General features: G+C 74.3%; 14 protein-coding genes. 8 read left to right on the forward strand and 6 right to left on the reverse strand.

The window, feature by feature from the left end; all coding sequences use genetic code 11:
- The first annotated feature begins 239 nt into the window (after window positions 1-239).
- The 6 genes from BXA05_RS17690 to BXA05_RS17715 all read left to right on the forward strand — a co-directional run bounded on the left by BXA05_RS17690 (window position 240) and on the right by BXA05_RS17715 (window position 7,971).
- Entirely contained in the window at window positions 240-2,186 is a 1,947-nt protein-coding gene (locus tag BXA05_RS17690) for a peroxidase family protein (protein WP_076406478.1), read from the forward strand.
- A 152-nt stretch (window positions 2,187-2,338) separates the two neighbouring features.
- A complete protein-coding gene (gene rpsO / locus BXA05_RS17695) occupies window positions 2,339-2,608 on the forward strand; it encodes a 30S ribosomal protein S15 (RefSeq protein ID WP_021479897.1) in 270 nt (89 codons plus the stop codon).
- A gap of 311 nt (window positions 2,609-2,919) precedes the next feature.
- Window positions 2,920-5,145 carry a polyribonucleotide nucleotidyltransferase gene (locus BXA05_RS17700; RefSeq protein WP_021479898.1) on the forward strand — a complete coding sequence of 742 codons (2,226 nt, stop codon included), beginning with the start codon at window positions 2,920-2,922 and terminating at the stop codon, window positions 5,143-5,145.
- Between the two features lies 1 nt (window position 5,146).
- Complete coding sequence (locus BXA05_RS17705; RefSeq protein ID WP_076406481.1) at window positions 5,147-6,478, forward strand: M16 family metallopeptidase; 1,332 nt, start codon at window positions 5,147-5,149, stop codon at window positions 6,476-6,478.
- A gap of 204 nt (window positions 6,479-6,682) precedes the next feature.
- A complete protein-coding gene (gene dapB / locus BXA05_RS17710; RefSeq protein ID WP_034656111.1) occupies window positions 6,683-7,438 on the forward strand; it encodes a 4-hydroxy-tetrahydrodipicolinate reductase in 756 nt (251 codons plus the stop codon).
- A 92-nt stretch (window positions 7,439-7,530) separates the two neighbouring features.
- Complete coding sequence (locus BXA05_RS17715; RefSeq protein WP_076406606.1) at window positions 7,531-7,971, forward strand: hypothetical protein; 441 nt, start codon at window positions 7,531-7,533, stop codon at window positions 7,969-7,971.
- 19 nt (window positions 7,972-7,990) lie between these two features.
- Here BXA05_RS17715 and BXA05_RS17720 read toward each other — a convergent pair whose 3' ends face one another.
- From BXA05_RS17720 to BXA05_RS17745, 6 genes are all read right to left on the reverse strand, one after another.
- Entirely contained in the window at window positions 7,991-8,449 is a 459-nt protein-coding gene (locus BXA05_RS17720; RefSeq protein WP_076406483.1) for a hypothetical protein, read from the reverse strand.
- Between the two features lie 79 nt (window positions 8,450-8,528).
- A complete protein-coding gene (locus BXA05_RS17725; protein ID WP_043658083.1) occupies window positions 8,529-9,038 on the reverse strand; it encodes a GNAT family N-acetyltransferase in 510 nt (169 codons plus the stop codon).
- Window positions 9,039-9,078: 40 nt separating this feature from the next.
- Window positions 9,079-9,399: an AzlD domain-containing protein gene (locus tag BXA05_RS19435; RefSeq protein WP_043658086.1), complete on the reverse strand. Its 321-nt coding sequence runs from the start codon at window positions 9,397-9,399 to the stop codon at window positions 9,079-9,081.
- Window positions 9,396-10,265 carry an AzlC family ABC transporter permease gene (locus BXA05_RS17735; RefSeq protein WP_076406488.1) on the reverse strand — a complete coding sequence of 290 codons (870 nt, stop codon included), beginning with the start codon at window positions 10,263-10,265 and terminating at the stop codon, window positions 9,396-9,398. Before BXA05_RS17735 ends, BXA05_RS19435 begins: the two co-directional genes overlap by 4 nt.
- Window positions 10,262-10,885, reverse strand: a complete 624-nt coding sequence (locus BXA05_RS17740; protein WP_051028262.1) for a TIGR00645 family protein — start codon at window positions 10,883-10,885, stop codon at window positions 10,262-10,264. The genes BXA05_RS17735 and BXA05_RS17740 overlap by 4 nt, the downstream gene beginning before the upstream one ends.
- A 282-nt stretch (window positions 10,886-11,167) precedes the next feature.
- Complete coding sequence (locus BXA05_RS17745) at window positions 11,168-12,652, reverse strand: NAD-dependent succinate-semialdehyde dehydrogenase (protein ID WP_076406490.1); 1,485 nt, start codon at window positions 12,650-12,652, stop codon at window positions 11,168-11,170.
- A 137-nt stretch (window positions 12,653-12,789) separates the two neighbouring features.
- On the opposite strand from BXA05_RS17745, the gene dapA reads away from it, so the two are divergent.
- Both dapA and BXA05_RS17755 read left to right on the forward strand, forming a co-directional pair.
- Window positions 12,790-13,734, forward strand: a complete 945-nt coding sequence (gene dapA / locus BXA05_RS17750) for a 4-hydroxy-tetrahydrodipicolinate synthase (RefSeq protein WP_076406492.1) — start codon at window positions 12,790-12,792, stop codon at window positions 13,732-13,734.
- Window positions 13,735-13,784: 50 nt separating this feature from the next.
- Complete coding sequence (locus BXA05_RS17755; RefSeq protein ID WP_034655491.1) at window positions 13,785-15,470, forward strand: ribonuclease J; 1,686 nt, start codon at window positions 13,785-13,787, stop codon at window positions 15,468-15,470.
- Window positions 15,471-15,479: the final 9 nt, after the last annotated feature.

The following is a 15,479-nucleotide window of genomic DNA, read 5'->3' on the forward strand; positions in this document are numbered from 1 at the left end:
CGGCCCTCGACTCCGTCACCGCACCGTCCTGCGGGCGCTGCCCGGCCGTGTCACGACACCGGCGCAGGTCCCTCCCTCCGGGTGAGCGGCGCCGTCGTGCACGGCGCCCAGGCGGCCGCGCGGTCCTCGGGCTGCGGCCCGGGGGCGGTCGCACCCGTCCCCGCGCGCGCACGCCCGCGGGGGCGCCGGCGGCCCGCCGCGCGGGCCGCACGAAGACCTCCGACAGAGAGGGCAGAGCCATGGAGGCTCAGCAGCAACCGGCGGCTCCCGTCGCCGAGACCGTCGTCGACGACGTCGCACCCGACGCCGTCGACCAGGCGTCCACCCCGGTCGGCCGGACCGTCCGCAGCGTCGGGCACGGGTCGGCCGTCGTCCCCGACGAGGTCGCGACCGACGCGGACGTGGACCCGGCGGAGTCGGACGCACCGCTCCTGCCCGCGGCCGAGGCCGCGGTGGCGCGGGACCTCGAGCACCACCGGTACGACTCCACGACCGCGTTCGACTACCTGTTCCCGCAGCTCGCGGAGCGCTTCCCGCGGTTCCACCTCCCGGTCGGGAACGGCGCGACGGCCGCGACCGTCGCCGCGCTGAAGACGCTCGGGGCGGCGATGGTCGCCCGGCCCGTCACCCCGCCCGGGCAGCCGCCGCGCAGCCTCGACTCGCACGTTCCGGCCGTGTACACGTACTGGGGCCAGTTCATCGACCACGACATCACGCTCAACACCAACGGCCCCGACACGACGACGGGCCGCGACGGGGACCAGGCGCTCGGCGACGTCGACGCGGTGCCCTTCCGGGTCTTCGCGCCGTGGGTCGTGGTGCGCTCGCTCCACAACGGGCGCCACCCGGCGCTCAACCTCGACTCCCTGTACGGCAGCGGGCCGCGGTTCGAGGGCGAGCGTGGGTACCGCACGACGCGCAGCGAGGCGTCGTACGTGCCGGGCTCGGCGAAGCTGCGGCTCGGCCGCATCTCCACCGAGCCGCTCGTCATCCCGGGCGGTCCGTCGTTCTCGCTCGTGGCGCCCGGCGACGACGCGCAGCGCGACCTGCCGCGCGACGACGGCGGCGCGCCGCTGATCCCGGACGGGCGCAACGACGAGAACCTCGTGGTCGCCCAGCTCCACCTCGCGATGATCCGGTTCCACAACGCCGTCGTGGACTGGGTGGACGACGTCGAGCCCTGGACCCGGCTCACGGGCGGGGAGCGCGGCGTGTTCGAGCGCGCGAGCCAGCTCGTGCGGTGGCACTACCAGTGGCTCGTGGTCAACGACTACCTGCGCACCCTCACCAAGCCGGGCGTGCTCGACGCGACGCTCCTGCGCGACACGTCGTTCTTCCGGCCCCGGTACCCGATCTCCATGCCGCTCGAGTTCGCGGTCGCGGCGTTCCGGTTCGGGCACTCGATGATCCGCGACTCCTACGACTTCAACGTCAACTTCACGGGCCCGCCGCCCGCGAACGCGAGCCTGACGCAGCTCTTCCAGTTCACGGGGAACGGCGGCAGCCTGCGTCCGGGACCGCAGGGCACCCCGGTCCTGCCGTCCAACTGGCCGATCGAGTGGGCGCGGTTCGTCGACAAGGGCGACCCGCGGACGTTCCGGGCGGCCGAGAAGATCGACACGTTCCTCGCGCCGAGCCTGGGCACGATGGTCAAGGAGGGGAACCTGCCGCCCGAGCCTCCCGCGCACACGCCCGCCCAGCTCGTCGCGAGCGCGCTCCAGAAGCAGCTCGCGCAGCGCAACCTGCTGCGCGGCTACATGCTCGCGCTGCCCACGGGCGAGGCCGTCGCGGCGGCCTTCGGCGTCGTCCCGCTCACCCCGGGACAGCTCGAGGACCGGGCGGGGGACGACGTGAAGCAGGCGCTCGCGGCCCTGCGGGACGGCGACCACGGCGGCACCCCGCTGTGGTACTACGTCCTCAAGGAGGCCGAGCTCCAGGGCGACGGCAGCTTCCTCGGCGAGGTCGGCAGCCGCGTGCTCGCGGAGACGTTCGTGTACCTGCTGCGGCAGGACGACACGTCGTACGTGCGCACGAGCAACCACTGGACGCCCGCGCAGGGCGTGCACTTCGAGGACGGGTCGCTCGTCCTCACGCTGCCGGACCTCCTCCGGTTCGCCGGGGTGCTGCCCGACGCCGCGGGCCGGTTCCGCGGTGACGGCACGGCCGGGCACGACGGCGCCCCCTGAGGCACGACGCGCGGTCCGGCCGGGCGGGCGGGGCCGCGGCCGGCGACGGCGCGTCCGTTTGGTAGGGTGGATGCGCCGTCTGACCGGCCGCGGACAGAGAGAGCCCGGGAGATCCGTCCCGGCGCACCGCGCAACGAACCCGAAGGAGAACCGTGCCGCTCGACACTGCCACGAAGCAGCGCATCATGACCGAGTACGCGACGAGCGAGGGCGACACCGGTTCGCCCGAGGTCCAGGTCGCGCTCCTCACGCAGCGCATCAAGGACCTCACCGAGCACCTCAAGGAGCACAAGCACGACCACCACAGCCGTCGTGGTCTGCTCCTCCTCGTCGGCCAGCGCCGTCGCCTGCTCGGCTACCTGCAGAAGGTCGACATCAACCGCTACCGGAGCCTCATCGAGCGCCTCGGTCTGCGTCGCTGACACGACACCGCCAGCCCGGTCCCTGCGGGGACCGGGCTGGTCTGGTGTGATGTACCCGTCACACCCCGGCTGAGCACCACCCAGCCGCACACCACCCACCGCGCCGCCGGCCTCTCGTTCGGTCCTCGGTAGTGGCTCACGGACCCCCACGGCACCGTCCTCGGACGGAGCGGTGCGGGAACTGCCGTGGACCTCGATCGAAGACCGCCGAGCGTCGAGTGCGACCGGAGCCCCTGCGCCACGCGCCGGGGCGCGGACCGGAACCCTCGACAGGGCTACCCGGGCGGCGCTTCGAGAAAGGGAGGGCACCCGTGGAGGGTCCCGAGATCCAGTTCGCCGAGGCCACGATCGACAACGGTCGCTTCGGCACCCGCACCGTCCGGTTCGAGACCGGGCGCCTCGCCCGTCAGGCCGCAGGCTCCGTCGCCGCGTACCTCGACGACGAGACCATGCTCCTGTCGGCCACGACGGCCGGCAAGCACCCCAAGGAGCAGTTCGACTTCTTCCCGCTGACGGTGGACGTCGAGGAGCGCATGTACGCCGCGGGCCGCATCCCCGGCTCGTTCTTCCGCCGCGAGGGCCGTCCCTCGACGGACGCGATCCTCGCGTGCCGCCTCATCGACCGCCCGCTGCGCCCGCTCTTCGTCAAGGGCCTGCGCAACGAGGTCCAGGTCGTCATCACGGTCCTCGCGCTCCACCCGGACGACGCGTACGACACGCTCGCGATCAACGCCGCCTCGGCGTCGACCCAGATCTCCGGTCTGCCGTTCTCCGGCCCGGTCGGCGCGGTCCGCATCGCGCTGGTCGACGGCCAGTGGGTCGCGTTCCCCAAGTACTCCGACAAGGAGCGCGCGGTCTTCGACATGGTCGTGGCCGGCCGCGTCGTCGGCGACGACGTCGCGATCGCGATGATCGAGGCCGAGGCGACCGACGGCGCCTGGGGCCTCGTCAAGGACGAGGGCGTGGCGGCGCCGACCGAGGAGGTCGTCGCCGAGGGCATCGAGGCGGCCAAGCCGTTCATCAAGGCGCTGTGCGACGCGCAGTCGGCGCTCGCCGCGCAGGCCGCGAAGCCCGTCAAGGAGTACCCGGTCTTCCTGGACTACCAGGACGACGCGTTCGCCGCGGTCGAGGCCGAGGTCGCGACGGACCTGCGCGAGGCGCTCGCCATCGCGGACAAGCAGGACCGCGAGAACCGTCTCGACGAGATCAAGAACGAGATGGTGGGCAAGCTCCAGGCCGGGTTCGACGGCCGCGAGAAGGAGCTCTCCGCCGCGTACCGCGCGCTCCAGAAGAAGCTCGTGCGCCAGCGCGTGCTCACCGACGGCGTGCGCATCGACGGTCGTGGGCTCGCGGACATCCGCACCCTGTCGGCCGAGGTCGAGGTGCTGCCGCGCGTGCACGGCTCCGCGCTCTTCGAGCGTGGCGAGACCCAGATCATGGGCGTCACCACGCTGAACATGCTCCGCATGGAGCAGCAGATCGACTCGCTCGGTCCGGAGACGCGCAAGCGCTACATGCACAACTACAACTTCCCGCCCTACTCGACCGGCGAGACCGGCCGCGTGGGCAGCCCGAAGCGCCGCGAGATCGGCCACGGCGCGCTCGCCGAGCGTGCGCTCGTGCCGGTGCTGCCGAGCCGCGAGGAGTTCCCCTACGCGATCCGCCAGGTGTCCGAGGCCCTCGGCTCCAACGGCTCGACGTCCATGGGCTCCGTGTGCGCCTCGACGCTCTCGCTCCTCAACGCGGGCGTGCCGCTGCGCGCCCCCGTCGCGGGCATCGCGATGGGCCTCATCTCCGACACGGTGGACGGTGAGACCCGCTACGCGGCGCTCACCGACATCCTCGGTGCCGAGGACGCGTTCGGCGACATGGACTTCAAGGTCGCCGGCACGCGTGAGTTCGTCACGGCCATCCAGCTCGACACCAAGCTCGACGGCATCCCCGCCTCGGTGCTCGCCGGTGCGCTGACCCAGGCGCGCGACGCGCGCCTGACGATCCTCGACGTGCTCGCCGAGGCCATCGACGTGCCCGACGAGATGTCCCCGAACGCCCCGCGCGTCATCTCCGTGAAGGTGCCGGTCGACAAGATCGGCGAGGTCATCGGCCCCAAGGGCAAGATGATCAACCAGATCCAGGAGGAGACGGGCGCGGACATCTCCATCGAGGACGACGGCACCGTGTACATCGGCGCCGTCGACGGCCCGTCGGCCGAGGCCGCCCGCGCGGCGATCAACGCGATCGCCAACCCGCACGTCCCGGAGATCGGCGAGCGCTTCGTCGGCACGGTCGTCAAGACGACGTCGTTCGGCGCGTTCATCTCGCTCTCCCCGGGCAAGGACGGTCTGCTGCACATCAGCCAGATCCGCAAGCTCGTGGGCGGCAAGCGCGTCGAGAACGTCGAGGACGTGCTGTCCATCGGCCAGAAGGTCCAGGTCGAGATCGGCGAGATCGACCCGCGCGGCAAGCTCTCGCTGCACGCCGTGGTCGAGGACGAGGCTCCGGCCGACGCTCCCGCGACCGAGGACGCGGACGCCTGACGTGCCGTGGGACCTTCCGCTCGTCCCGGCGGGTGACGCCGGGGCCGAGCTGACCGCCGGGCAGGACGGCGCGACGATCCGTCGCTCCGTCCTGCCCGGCGGGGTCCGCGTGCTCACCGAGTCGATGCCGGGCCTGCGCTCGGCGACGGTGGGCGCGTGGGTCGGCGTCGGCTCGCGCGACGAGACCGACGGCCACTTCGGGTCGACGCACTTCCTCGAGCACCTGCTGTTCAAGGGCACGGCCCGCCGCTCCGCGATGGACATCGCCGAGGCGTTCGACGCCGTCGGCGGCGAGGCCAACGCGGCGACCGGCAAGGAGCACACGTGCTACTACGCGCGCGTGCTCGACGCCGACCTCCCCATGGCGGTCGACGTCATCACCGACATGGTGACCTCAGCGCGCCTGGACCCCGACGAGCTCGAGACCGAGCGCGGCGTGATCCTCGAAGAGCTCGCGATGAACGACGACGACCCCTCGGACGTCGTGCACGAGGAGTTCGCCGCGGCGGTCCTCGGCGGACATCCGCTCGGGCGGCCCATCGGCGGCACCCCGGACACGATCAACGCCGTGCCCCGGGACGCTGTGTGGGAGCACTACCGCTGGCACTACCGCCCCGAGACGCTCGTCGTCGCGGCGGCGGGCGGCGTCGACCACGACACGCTGGTCGACCAGGTGGGCACGGCGCTGCGCGACGGCGGCTGGACGCTCGACGCGTCCGGCGCACCCCGCGCGCGGCGCGACCCCGCGGACCCCGCCCTGGTGGGCGTCGGGGCCGCGAGCGTCGAGCTGTCGGTCCACCGTGCGGTCGAGCAGGCGAACGTCGTCATCGGCGGCACCGGACTCGCCGCGACGGACGACCGCCGCTTCACGCTCTCCGTGCTCAGCGCCGTCCTCGGCGGTGGCATGAGCTCGCGGCTCTTCCAGGAGATCCGCGAGCGGCGCGGCCTCGCGTACTCGACCTACTCGTTCGCGTCCGGCCACGGCGGCATCGGCACGTTCGGCCTCTACGCCGGGTGCGCGCCGTCGAAGGTGGACGAGGTGACCGCGCTGCTGCACAGCGAGCTCGACCGCCTCGCGGCCGACGGCATCACCGGCGCGGAGCTCGACCGCAGCATCGGCCAGCTCTCGGGCGGCATGGTCCTCGGCCTCGAGGACTCCGGCTCGCGCATGAGCCGGCTCGGCAAGGCCGAGCTCGTCTACGGCGAGCTCCTGAGCGTCGAGGAGTCGCTCGACGCGATCCGATCCGTCACGGCCGACGACGTGCAGAAGCTCGCCGACGACCTCGCGTCGCGCCCGCGCTCCGTGGTGCGCGTCGGGCCGTTCGGCGACTGACCCCGCCTCCACGGCGTCTCGCGGCGGCCGTCCTCCTCGCGGAGGGCGGCCGCCGTCGTGCTGTGGGCAGACCCACTGCCCGGTGCGGCGGACGAGGCACCGGTCGACGCGCGCTGCGGCGATAGGGTGACGGGCGTGAGCGAGCAGAGCACCCCCGCGCCCGATCCCGCACCGACCGCCCCCGGCAGGGAGCCCGGTCGCCCGCTGCGGGTCGCCGTCCTGGGCGCCGCCGGACGCATGGGCGCGACCGTCTGCGCCGCCGTCGAGGGCGCGGCGGACCTCGAGCTCGTCGCGCGCCTCGACGCGGGCGACGAGGTCGCCGCCGCGACGCTCGGCGGCGCGGACGTCGCCGTCGACTTCACGGTCCCGGCCGCGACCGAGGCGAACGTCCACGCGCTGATCGACGCGGGCGTGCACGCCGTCGTCGGGACCACGGGCTGGACGGAGGAGAGCCGCGGTCGCGTCGTCGCGCACCTCGGTCGTGCTGCCGCGGCGGGCGCGCCGGGGCTCGGCGTGCTCATCGCACCCAACTTCGGGCTGTCCGCCGTCCTCGCGATGACGTTCGCCGCCAAGGCCGCGCGGTACTTCGAGTCGGCCGAGGTGATCGAGCTCCACCACCCGGACAAGGTCGACGCGCCGTCCGGCACCGCGCGGCACACCGCCGCGGCGATCGCCGCCGCACGGGCCGACGCCGGTCTCGGGACGGGCCCGGACGCGACCGAGACGGGCTGGGAGGCGCGCGGCGCCGACGTCGACGGCGTGCGCGTGCACGCCGTCCGTCTGCGCGGCCTCGTCGCGCACGAGGAGATCCTGTTCGGCAACACGGGCGAGCAGCTGGTCATCCGGCAGGACTCGTTCGACCGGGTCTCGTTCATGCCGGGCGTCCTGCTCGCGGTGCGCGAGGTCGTGGGCCGGCCCGGGCTGACCGTCGGCCTCGAGAACGTGCTGGACCTCGCGTGAGCCTGCCCGGCGGGTCGACCGGCCCGGACGGCCCCGGGCCCGGGGACGGCGGCTCGCGCGGCCGGTCGCGCGCCGGGCGCCCGTGGAAGGCGATCGTCGGGGCGGTCCTCGTCACGGTCCTGCTCGCGCTCTACGTGTGGCAGGTCGCGGGACGGTCCGCGGCCCTCATCGGCACGGGCGAGCCCGTGGCCATGGCGATCGGGGCCGGCGTGCTCGTGCTGCCGCTGCTCGTCGTCGGCCTGGTCGGGCGCGAGTTCCTGCTCGCCGGGACCGTGCAGCGCATGGCCGACGACCTCGCGGACCGCGGCCGCCTGCCCGTCGACGACCTGCCGCGCTCGCCGGGCGGCCGGATCGACCGCGACGCCGCCGACGCGGCCTTCGGCCCGTACCGGGACGCGGTCGACGCCGACCCGACGAGCTGGGAGGCGTGGTACCACCTCGCGTTCGCCTACGACGCGGCGCGCGACCGCCGCCGCGCGCGGGAGGCGCTGCGCAAGGCCGCGGCGCTCTACCGCGCGCGGCGCCGGGCCTGACGGCGCCCGGGCACGCGCGTCACAGGCTCGTCCAGCAGTAGAGCCGGTGCCCCGCGTCGTCGGCGCGGACGCACAGCGCCGCGAGCCGGTGCAGCGCGTCGGCGAGGCCCGCGGGGTCCGACCCCTCGAGCTCCTCCGTCGCCGCCCACCGCACGGCGAGCTCGTCGAGCGCGGCGGGCGCCGCGGAGGCGAGCGCCCCGACGAGCACGTCCGTCACGGAGACCACCCACGGCCCCTCGTCACCTCCGGTCGCGACGAGCGAGCCGTGGCGGGCGTCCGCCGTGACCTCGGCGTACGGGCGGTCGGTGAGCAGGCTCGCCAGGGTGCCGAGGACGACGAACGGGTCGATGCCCTTGAGCTCCACGGTCGCGAAGCCCGGCTGCGTGGTCAGCGGGTCGGGGGAGGCCGGTCCCGCCTGGGCGGCGAGCGCGGCCCGTGCGTCGTCCGGTGCGGCGAAGTAGTCGGTGAGGATGCCCATGGCGGACGATCCTCGCAGGTCACGGGGACGAGCGGGTCACGGGCGTGTCACGGCTGCGTGACGCGGGGTCCCGCAGTCGTCAGATCTCGGCCGTCCAGCGCCGCTCGACGACGTCCCGGAGCCCGGTCGCGAGCGTCCGGGTGCGCCCGTCGGGACCGAGCCCGGACCCGGCGAGGAACGCCTCGCGCGCGGCGTCGCCGTCGAGGACCCACGTGACGACCTCGTCCGCGCCGTCGCGCCGCAGCCGGTCGACGGCCGCCGCCAGCAGGCGCGACCCGTGCCCGCCGCGCTGGTGGCGCGGTTCGACCTCGAGCGCGAGGACCTGACCGGGCGCGACCGCGGCGAACCCCACGACGTCCGCCCCCGCGCACGCGACGAGCACCGCGAAGCCGGGACCGGGCGGCGAGGAGATCGCGGCGGCCCACTGCTCGCGCATCCGCACGGTGTCGAGCGCGTCGAGGACGTCGTCACCGAGCACGTCGGCGTGCGAGGAGCGCCACGCCCCGACCTGGATCGCGGTCATCGCGACGTCGTCGCCGGGCACGGCAGGGCGGACGGAGACGTCGGCGGTCTCGCGGAAGAGGCTCACGGGTTCACCCTACGAGACCCGGCCGGGCGCCGGGACGGCCTCAGCCCCAGCCGAGCGCGCGCAGGCCCGCGGCCGTGACCGCGGCGAGGACCACGACGACGATGAACGGCGCTCGCAGCGCGAGCGCGACGGCCGCGACGCCCAGCGCGGGCAGGCGCGCGTCGACGACGAGGGCCTGCCCGTCGCCGACGGTCTGCACCGTGACGAGCGCCGCGAGGAGCGCGGCGGTGACGAGCGCGGCGGTGCGCGCGACGCGCTCGTCGGCGAGCCAGTGCTCGGGCACGAGGTGGCCGGCGAGCTTGAGCGCGAAGCACACCGCGGACGCGGTGAGCACGACGACCCAGACGGTCGCTGAGGTCACGAGGGCTCCTCTCCGCGGGGACCGGCCGCGGTCCCCGCACGGTCGGCGGCCCGTCGGCGCCGCGCGTCGACCTGACCGATGACGACGGCGACCGCGGCCGCCGCGAGCACCGGCACGCCGCCCGGTGCGACCGGGACGAGCGCCGCGGCGACGACCACCGCCGCGGCCGCGGTGAGCTGCATCGCGCGCGTCGCGAGCCGCGGCCACAGCAGGCCGAGGAACGCGGCCGCCGCGGCGGCGTCGAGCCCCCACGCGCGCGGGTCGCCCAGCGCGTCGCCCGCGAGCGCCCCGACGAGCGTCATCGCGTTCCAGAGGACGAAGATGCCGACGCCCGTCCACCAGAAACCGGCCCGGACGGCGCGCCGGGACCGTTGCGCGGTCGCGACGGCGGTCGACTCGTCGATCGTGAACTGGGCCGCGACGACCTTGTGCCACGAGCGCAGCGCGAGCAGCGGGCCGAGCTGCGCGCCGTAGAGCGCGTTGCGGACGCCGAGGAAGCCCGCCGTGGTGATCGCGGCGACCGGCGCGCCCCCGGCGCCCACCACGCCGATGAGCGCGAACTGCGAGCCGCCCGAGAACATGAGCAGGCTCAGAGCCATGGTCTGCGCGACGTCGAGGCCCGCGACGACCGACAGGGCGCCGAAGGAGATGCCGTACAGGCCCGTCGCGACGGAGACGGACACGGCCTGGCGGACCGCGGCGCGGACCTCGTCCTCGACGGCCCGCTCGGCCACGTGCTCGACGACGTCCGGAACCTCTTCGGCGTCCGGCACGCCGACGACGTCCGGCACGTCCGCGGCGGCCGCCCGCGCCACGTCGGGCGCGGGGTCGGCGCGGGGGCGGGGGACGTCGTCGGGCCGGCTCATGCGTGCGGGTCGGCCGGGCCCTCGCCCGCGGCGGCGGCGTTCGCCGCGCGCTGGTGCGCGGTGAGGGACATGCGGTCGATGAGCGCGAGGGCGAGCGCCGAGAGGACGAACGCGAGGTGGATGAGCGTCTGCCACATGAGCTGCGTCGGCGTGTAGCGGCTGCTGTCGATGAACGTGCGCAGCAGGTGGATCGACGAGATGCCGACGATGGACATCGCGAGCTTCGTCTTGAGCACGTTCGCGTTGACGTGGCTCAGCCACTCGGGCTGGTCGGGGTGGCCCTCGAGCCGGATGCGCGAGACGAACGTCTCGTAGCCGCCCACGATGACCATGATGAGCAGGTTGGAGATCATGACGACGTCAACGAGCCCGAGCACCGCGAGCATGATCTCCTCGGCGCCGAAGCTGACCACCTCGTGCGTCGCGTGGTCCGTCGCGCGGCCCGTGAAGCCGCCTACGACGAGCAGCCACAGCTCCTTGAGGAACTGCCACACGTAGACCACCTGGGCCACGATGAGGCCGAAGTACAGCGGCGCCTGGAGCCAGCGCGACGCGAAGATCATGTACCCGACGGTGGTGACGCGGGCGCTGGGCGAGGGGACGTTCGGGCTGGTGGTCAACGCGGGCGTCGAGGGCACGGGCGTGGGCTCTCCGGGAGTCGGTGGCGGCGGACGGCGACGACCGTCCGGCGCGCGGGGCACCGGTCACCGGTCGTCACCGGGGCGTCAGGGTACCAACGCCGCGTGAGGGCCCCGCAGGCCCGCCCGCGCTGCCGGAGACGAGGACGGCCCGGCCGCCCGTCGAGCACGGAGACCGCGACCGGGATCGTCGGATCCCGGTCCGTGACCCCGTGCTCGGCGGCGGCGGGGGGCCGCGGGGGGAGAGAGAGAAGGGGGGCGACGTCAGAGGGCGACGTAGACCGTCTCCAGGTACTCCTCGAGGCCGGCCTCGCCGCCCTCGCGGCCGAGGCCGGACTGCTTGAGCCCGCCGAACGGGGCGCTCGCGTCGGACACGAGGCCGCGGTTGACGCCGATCATGCCGGCCTCGACCTCCTCGGAGACGCGTACGGCCCGGTCGAGCGACGTCGTGTACGCGTAGGCGGCGAGCCCGTACTCGGTCGCGTTCGCGAGCGCGATGCCCTCGTCGTCGTCGCCGAACGCGACGACGGGCGCCACCGGGCCGAAGATCTCCTCGGTGACGACGCGCGCGTCCGGGTCGACGCCCGACAGGACGGTGGGGGAGTAGAAGTACCCGGGGGAGCGGGGCCGCTCCGCGCCGGTGAGCACCTGGGCCCCGCCGTCGACGGCCGCGCCGACGAGCTCGGCGACCTTGTCGACGGCCTTCGCCTCGATGAGCGGCCCGACCTGCGTCCCGTCCTGGGCGCCCGGCCCGACCCGCAGGTCCGCGAACGCGGCGGCGAGGCGCTGGGAGAACTCGCGCGCGACGGCGTCGTGCACGAGGAAGCGGTTCGCCGCCACGCACGACTGCCCGGCGTTGCGGAGCTTCGCGATCACGGCGCCCTCGACCGCCGCGTCGAGGTCGGCGTCCGCGAACACGAGGAACGGGGCGTTGCCGCCGAGCTCCATCGAGGTGCGGAGCACCTGGGCGGACGCCTTCTCGAGCAGCGTGCGCCCGACGGGCGTCGAGCCGGTGAACGACAGCTTGCGCAGGCGCTCGTCCGCGAGGAGCGGCTCGGTGACGTCGGCGGCGCGCGACGACGGGACGACGTTGACGACGCCCGTCGGCAGGCCGCGGTCGGCGAGCTCGGAGCGGATCACCTCGGCCACGAGCGCCGTCGTGAGCGGGGTGAGCCGCGCGGGCTTGACGACGACCGTGCACCCGGCGGCCAGCGCCGGGCCGATCTTGCGCGTCGCCATGGCGATCGGGAAGTTCCACGGCGTGACGAGCAGCGCGGGCCCCACGGGCCGGCGGAAGACGAGCTGGCGGTTGCCGCCCGCGGGCGCGGTCCGCGCGAGCCCGTCGGCGCGGACCGCCTGCTCCGCGTACCAGCGCAGGAAGTCGGCGCCGTAGAGCACCTCGGCGCGCGCCTCGGCGAGCGGCTTGCCGCACTCGGCCGTGATGAGCGCGGCCACGTCGTCGGCCCGCGCGACGACCCGGTCGTAGACGGCGCGCAGCACCTCGCCCCGCTCGCGCGGGGGCGTCGCGCGCCACGCGGGCGCCGCACGGTGCGCGGCGTCGAGCGCGCGCAGCGCGTCCGTCGGGCTCGCGTCCGCGACGTCGAACAGCGACTCCTCGGTCGCCGGGTCCTCGACCTCGAAGGTCCGCCCGCCCTCGGCAGGACCCCAGTGGCCGTCCACGAGCAGCCCGGTGGGCACGTGGGCGACGAGGGCGGGGGAGAGGTTCGACGTCGAGGCGGGGCGGGACATGCTCCGAGTATCGCCCTGGGGGTCGCGGGGACGCACCCGGGCGAGCGGTGCGGGGCGCCGTGCCCGTGCCCCGGGCGCCGCCCTGTCGCTGCCGGACGGGCGCGGTGCGACGACCCGCCGCACGGTAGTTTGTGCACATGGTCCTTCCCGCCACCCCCGCGCGCCCGTTCGGTGCCGTCCTCACGGCCATGGTCACCCCGATGACGCCCGACGGCGCCGTCGACCTCGAGGCGGCGGCCCGGCTCGCGAAGCGCCTGGTGGACGACGGGAACGACGGCCTCGTGCTGAGCGGCACGACGGGCGAGTCGCCCACGACCCACGCCCCCGAGAAGCAGGACCTCGTGCGCGCCGTCGTCGAGGCGGTCGGCGACCGCGCGGCGGTCCTCGCGGGCGCCGGGTCCAACGACACCGACCACGCGCTGCGCATGGCCGAGCAGGCCGCCGAGGCGGGGGCGGACGGGCTCCTCGTCGTCACCCCGTACTACTCGCGCCCCGGCCAGGAGGGCGTCTACCGCCACGTCGTCGCGATCGCCGAGGCGGCCGACCTCCCCGTCATGCTGTACGACGTCCCCGGCCGCACCGGGGTGCGCATCGCCCCCGACACGTACGCGCGCCTCGCGGCGCACGAGCGGGTCGTGGCGACCAAGGACGCGACGGGCGACGTCTACGCCGCCGCGAAGCTCGCGGCATCGACGGGCCTCGCCTTCTACAGCGGCGACGACGGGCTGCTGCTCCCGTTCCTCGCGCACGGCGCCGCGGGTATCGTCTCCGTGTCGGCGCACGCCGTCGCGCCGCAGTTCGCGGAGGTCGTGCGCCGCTTCGACGCCGGCGACCCGGCGGGCGCGCTCGAGGTCTTCCTCACCACGACGCCCGTCATCGACGCGCTCAACGGTGCCGGCTTCCAGGCCGTCATGGCCAAGGCCGCCGTCGAGCTGCTCGGCGTCACCGACAACCGTCTCCTGCGCCTGCCGAACGTCGCGGCGACCGAGGACGACGTCGCGCTCGTGCGCGACGCCCTCGCCGCCGCGGGCGTGCTCGCGGGCGCGACCACCGCGGCAGGCGCTGCCGCACCCACGAACTAGCGAGGGCAGGAGCCCTCGAAACCCCCGGCTCAGCCACGACAGGAGGCCCCGTGAGCCATCCCCACCCCGAACTCTCCCTGCCTCCCGAGCTCCCCGCCGGAGGGCTGCGCATCGTCGCCCTCGGCGGTCTCGGTGAGGTCGGCCGCAACATGGCCGTCCTCGAGTACGACGGGCGCCTGCTCGTCATCGACTGCGGCGTCCTCTTCCCCGAGGACAACCAGCCCGGCGTCGACCTCATCCTCCCGGACTTCGACTACATCGCGGACCGGCTGGACGACATCGAGGCGATCGTCCTCACGCACGGCCACGAGGACCACATCGGCGCCGTGCCGTACCTGCTGCGCCTGCGCCGCGACATCCCGCTCGTCGGGTCGCAGCTCACGCTCGCATTCGTCGAGGCGAAGCTCAAGGAGCACCGCATCTCGCCCGTGACCCTCGCGGTCAAGGAGGGGCAGGTCGAGCAGCTCGGCGTGTTCCGCTGCGAGTTCGTCGCCGTGAACCACTCGATCCCCGACGCGCTCGCGGTCGCGGTGACGACCGGCGCCGGGACCGTGCTGCACACGGGCGACTTCAAGATGGACCAGCTCCCGCTCGACGGGCGCATCACCGACCTGCGGGCGTTCGCGCGCCTGGGCGAGCAGGGCGTCGACCTGTTCATGGTCGACTCGACCAACGCCGAGGTGCCCGGGTTCGTCACGCCCGAGGTCGAGATCGGCCCGGTGCTCGACAACGTCTTCGCCGCCTCCGAGAAGCGCATCATCGTCGCGTCGTTCTCGTCGCACGTGCACCGCGTGCAGCAGGTCCTCAACGCCGCGCACCACCACGGCCGCCGCGTCGCGCTCGTCGGGCGCTCGATGGTCCGCAACATGACGATCGCGTCCGAGCTCGGGTACCTCCACGTGCCCGAGGGCGTGCTCATCGACCTCAAGAAGGTCGACTCGCTGCGCGACGACGAGATCGTGCTCATGTGCACGGGGTCGCAGGGCGAGCCGATGGCCGCCCTGTCGCGCATGGCGAACGGCGACCACAAGGTCCAGGTCGGCCACGGCGACACCGTCATCCTCGCGTCGTCGCTCATCCCGGGCAACGAGAACGCCGTCTTCCGCATCATCAACGGCCTCACGCGCCTCGGCGCGCGCGTCGTGCACGGCGGCAACGCCAAGGTGCACGTGTCCGGCCACGCGAGCGCGGGCGAGCTCCTCTACTGCTACAACGTGCTCAAGCCCAAGAACGTCATGCCGGTGCACGGCGAGGTCCGCCACCTCGTCGCCAACGGGGCGCTCGCGGTCCGCACGGGCGTGCCGGCCGACCGCGTCGTGCTCGCCGAGGACGGCGTCGTCGTCGACCTCGTCGACGGGCGCGCGTCCGTCGTGGGTGCCGTGCCGTGCGGGTACGTGTACGTCGACGGGTCGAGCGTCGGCGAGATCACGGACGCCGAGCTCAAGGACCGCCGCATCCTCGGCGAGGAGGGCTTCGTCTCCGTGTTCGCCGTCGTCGACTCCGCGACGGGCAAGGTCCTCGCGGGGCCGCAGATCCTCGCGCGCGGGTTCGCCGAGGACGACAAGGTGTTCCAGGACATCCAGCCCGAGGTCGTCAAGGCGCTCGAGGACGCGATCGCCGGCGGCGCGACGGACACGCACCAGCTCCAGCAGGTCATGCGCCGCGTCATCGGCCGGTGGGTCTCCAACCGCCTGCGCCGTCGTCCGATGATCGTCCCGGTCGTCGTCGAGGCGTAGCCTCCGCGA

The sequence above is a fragment of the Cellulosimicrobium funkei genome (assembly GCF_900155925.1).
Lineage (GTDB): Bacteria > Actinomycetota > Actinomycetes > Actinomycetales > Cellulomonadaceae > Cellulosimicrobium > Cellulosimicrobium funkei.

Excerpts from the sequence above, each read along its gene's own strand:
- BXA05_RS17690 (WP_076406478.1), top strand. The coding sequence starts at position 240 with ATGGAGGCTCAGCAGCAACCGGCGGCTCCCGTCGCCGAGACCGTCGTC.
- BXA05_RS17720 (WP_076406483.1), bottom strand. The coding sequence starts at position 8,449 with ATGGGCATCCTCACCGACTACTTCGCCGCACCGGACGACGCACGGGCC.
- BXA05_RS17735 (WP_076406488.1), bottom strand. The coding sequence starts at position 10,265 with ATGAGCCGGCCCGACGACGTCCCCCGCCCCCGCGCCGACCCCGCGCCC.
- BXA05_RS17745 (WP_076406490.1), bottom strand. The coding sequence starts at position 12,652 with ATGTCCCGCCCCGCCTCGACGTCGAACCTCTCCCCCGCCCTCGTCGCC.
- dapA (WP_076406492.1), top strand. The coding sequence starts at position 12,790 with ATGGTCCTTCCCGCCACCCCCGCGCGCCCGTTCGGTGCCGTCCTCACG.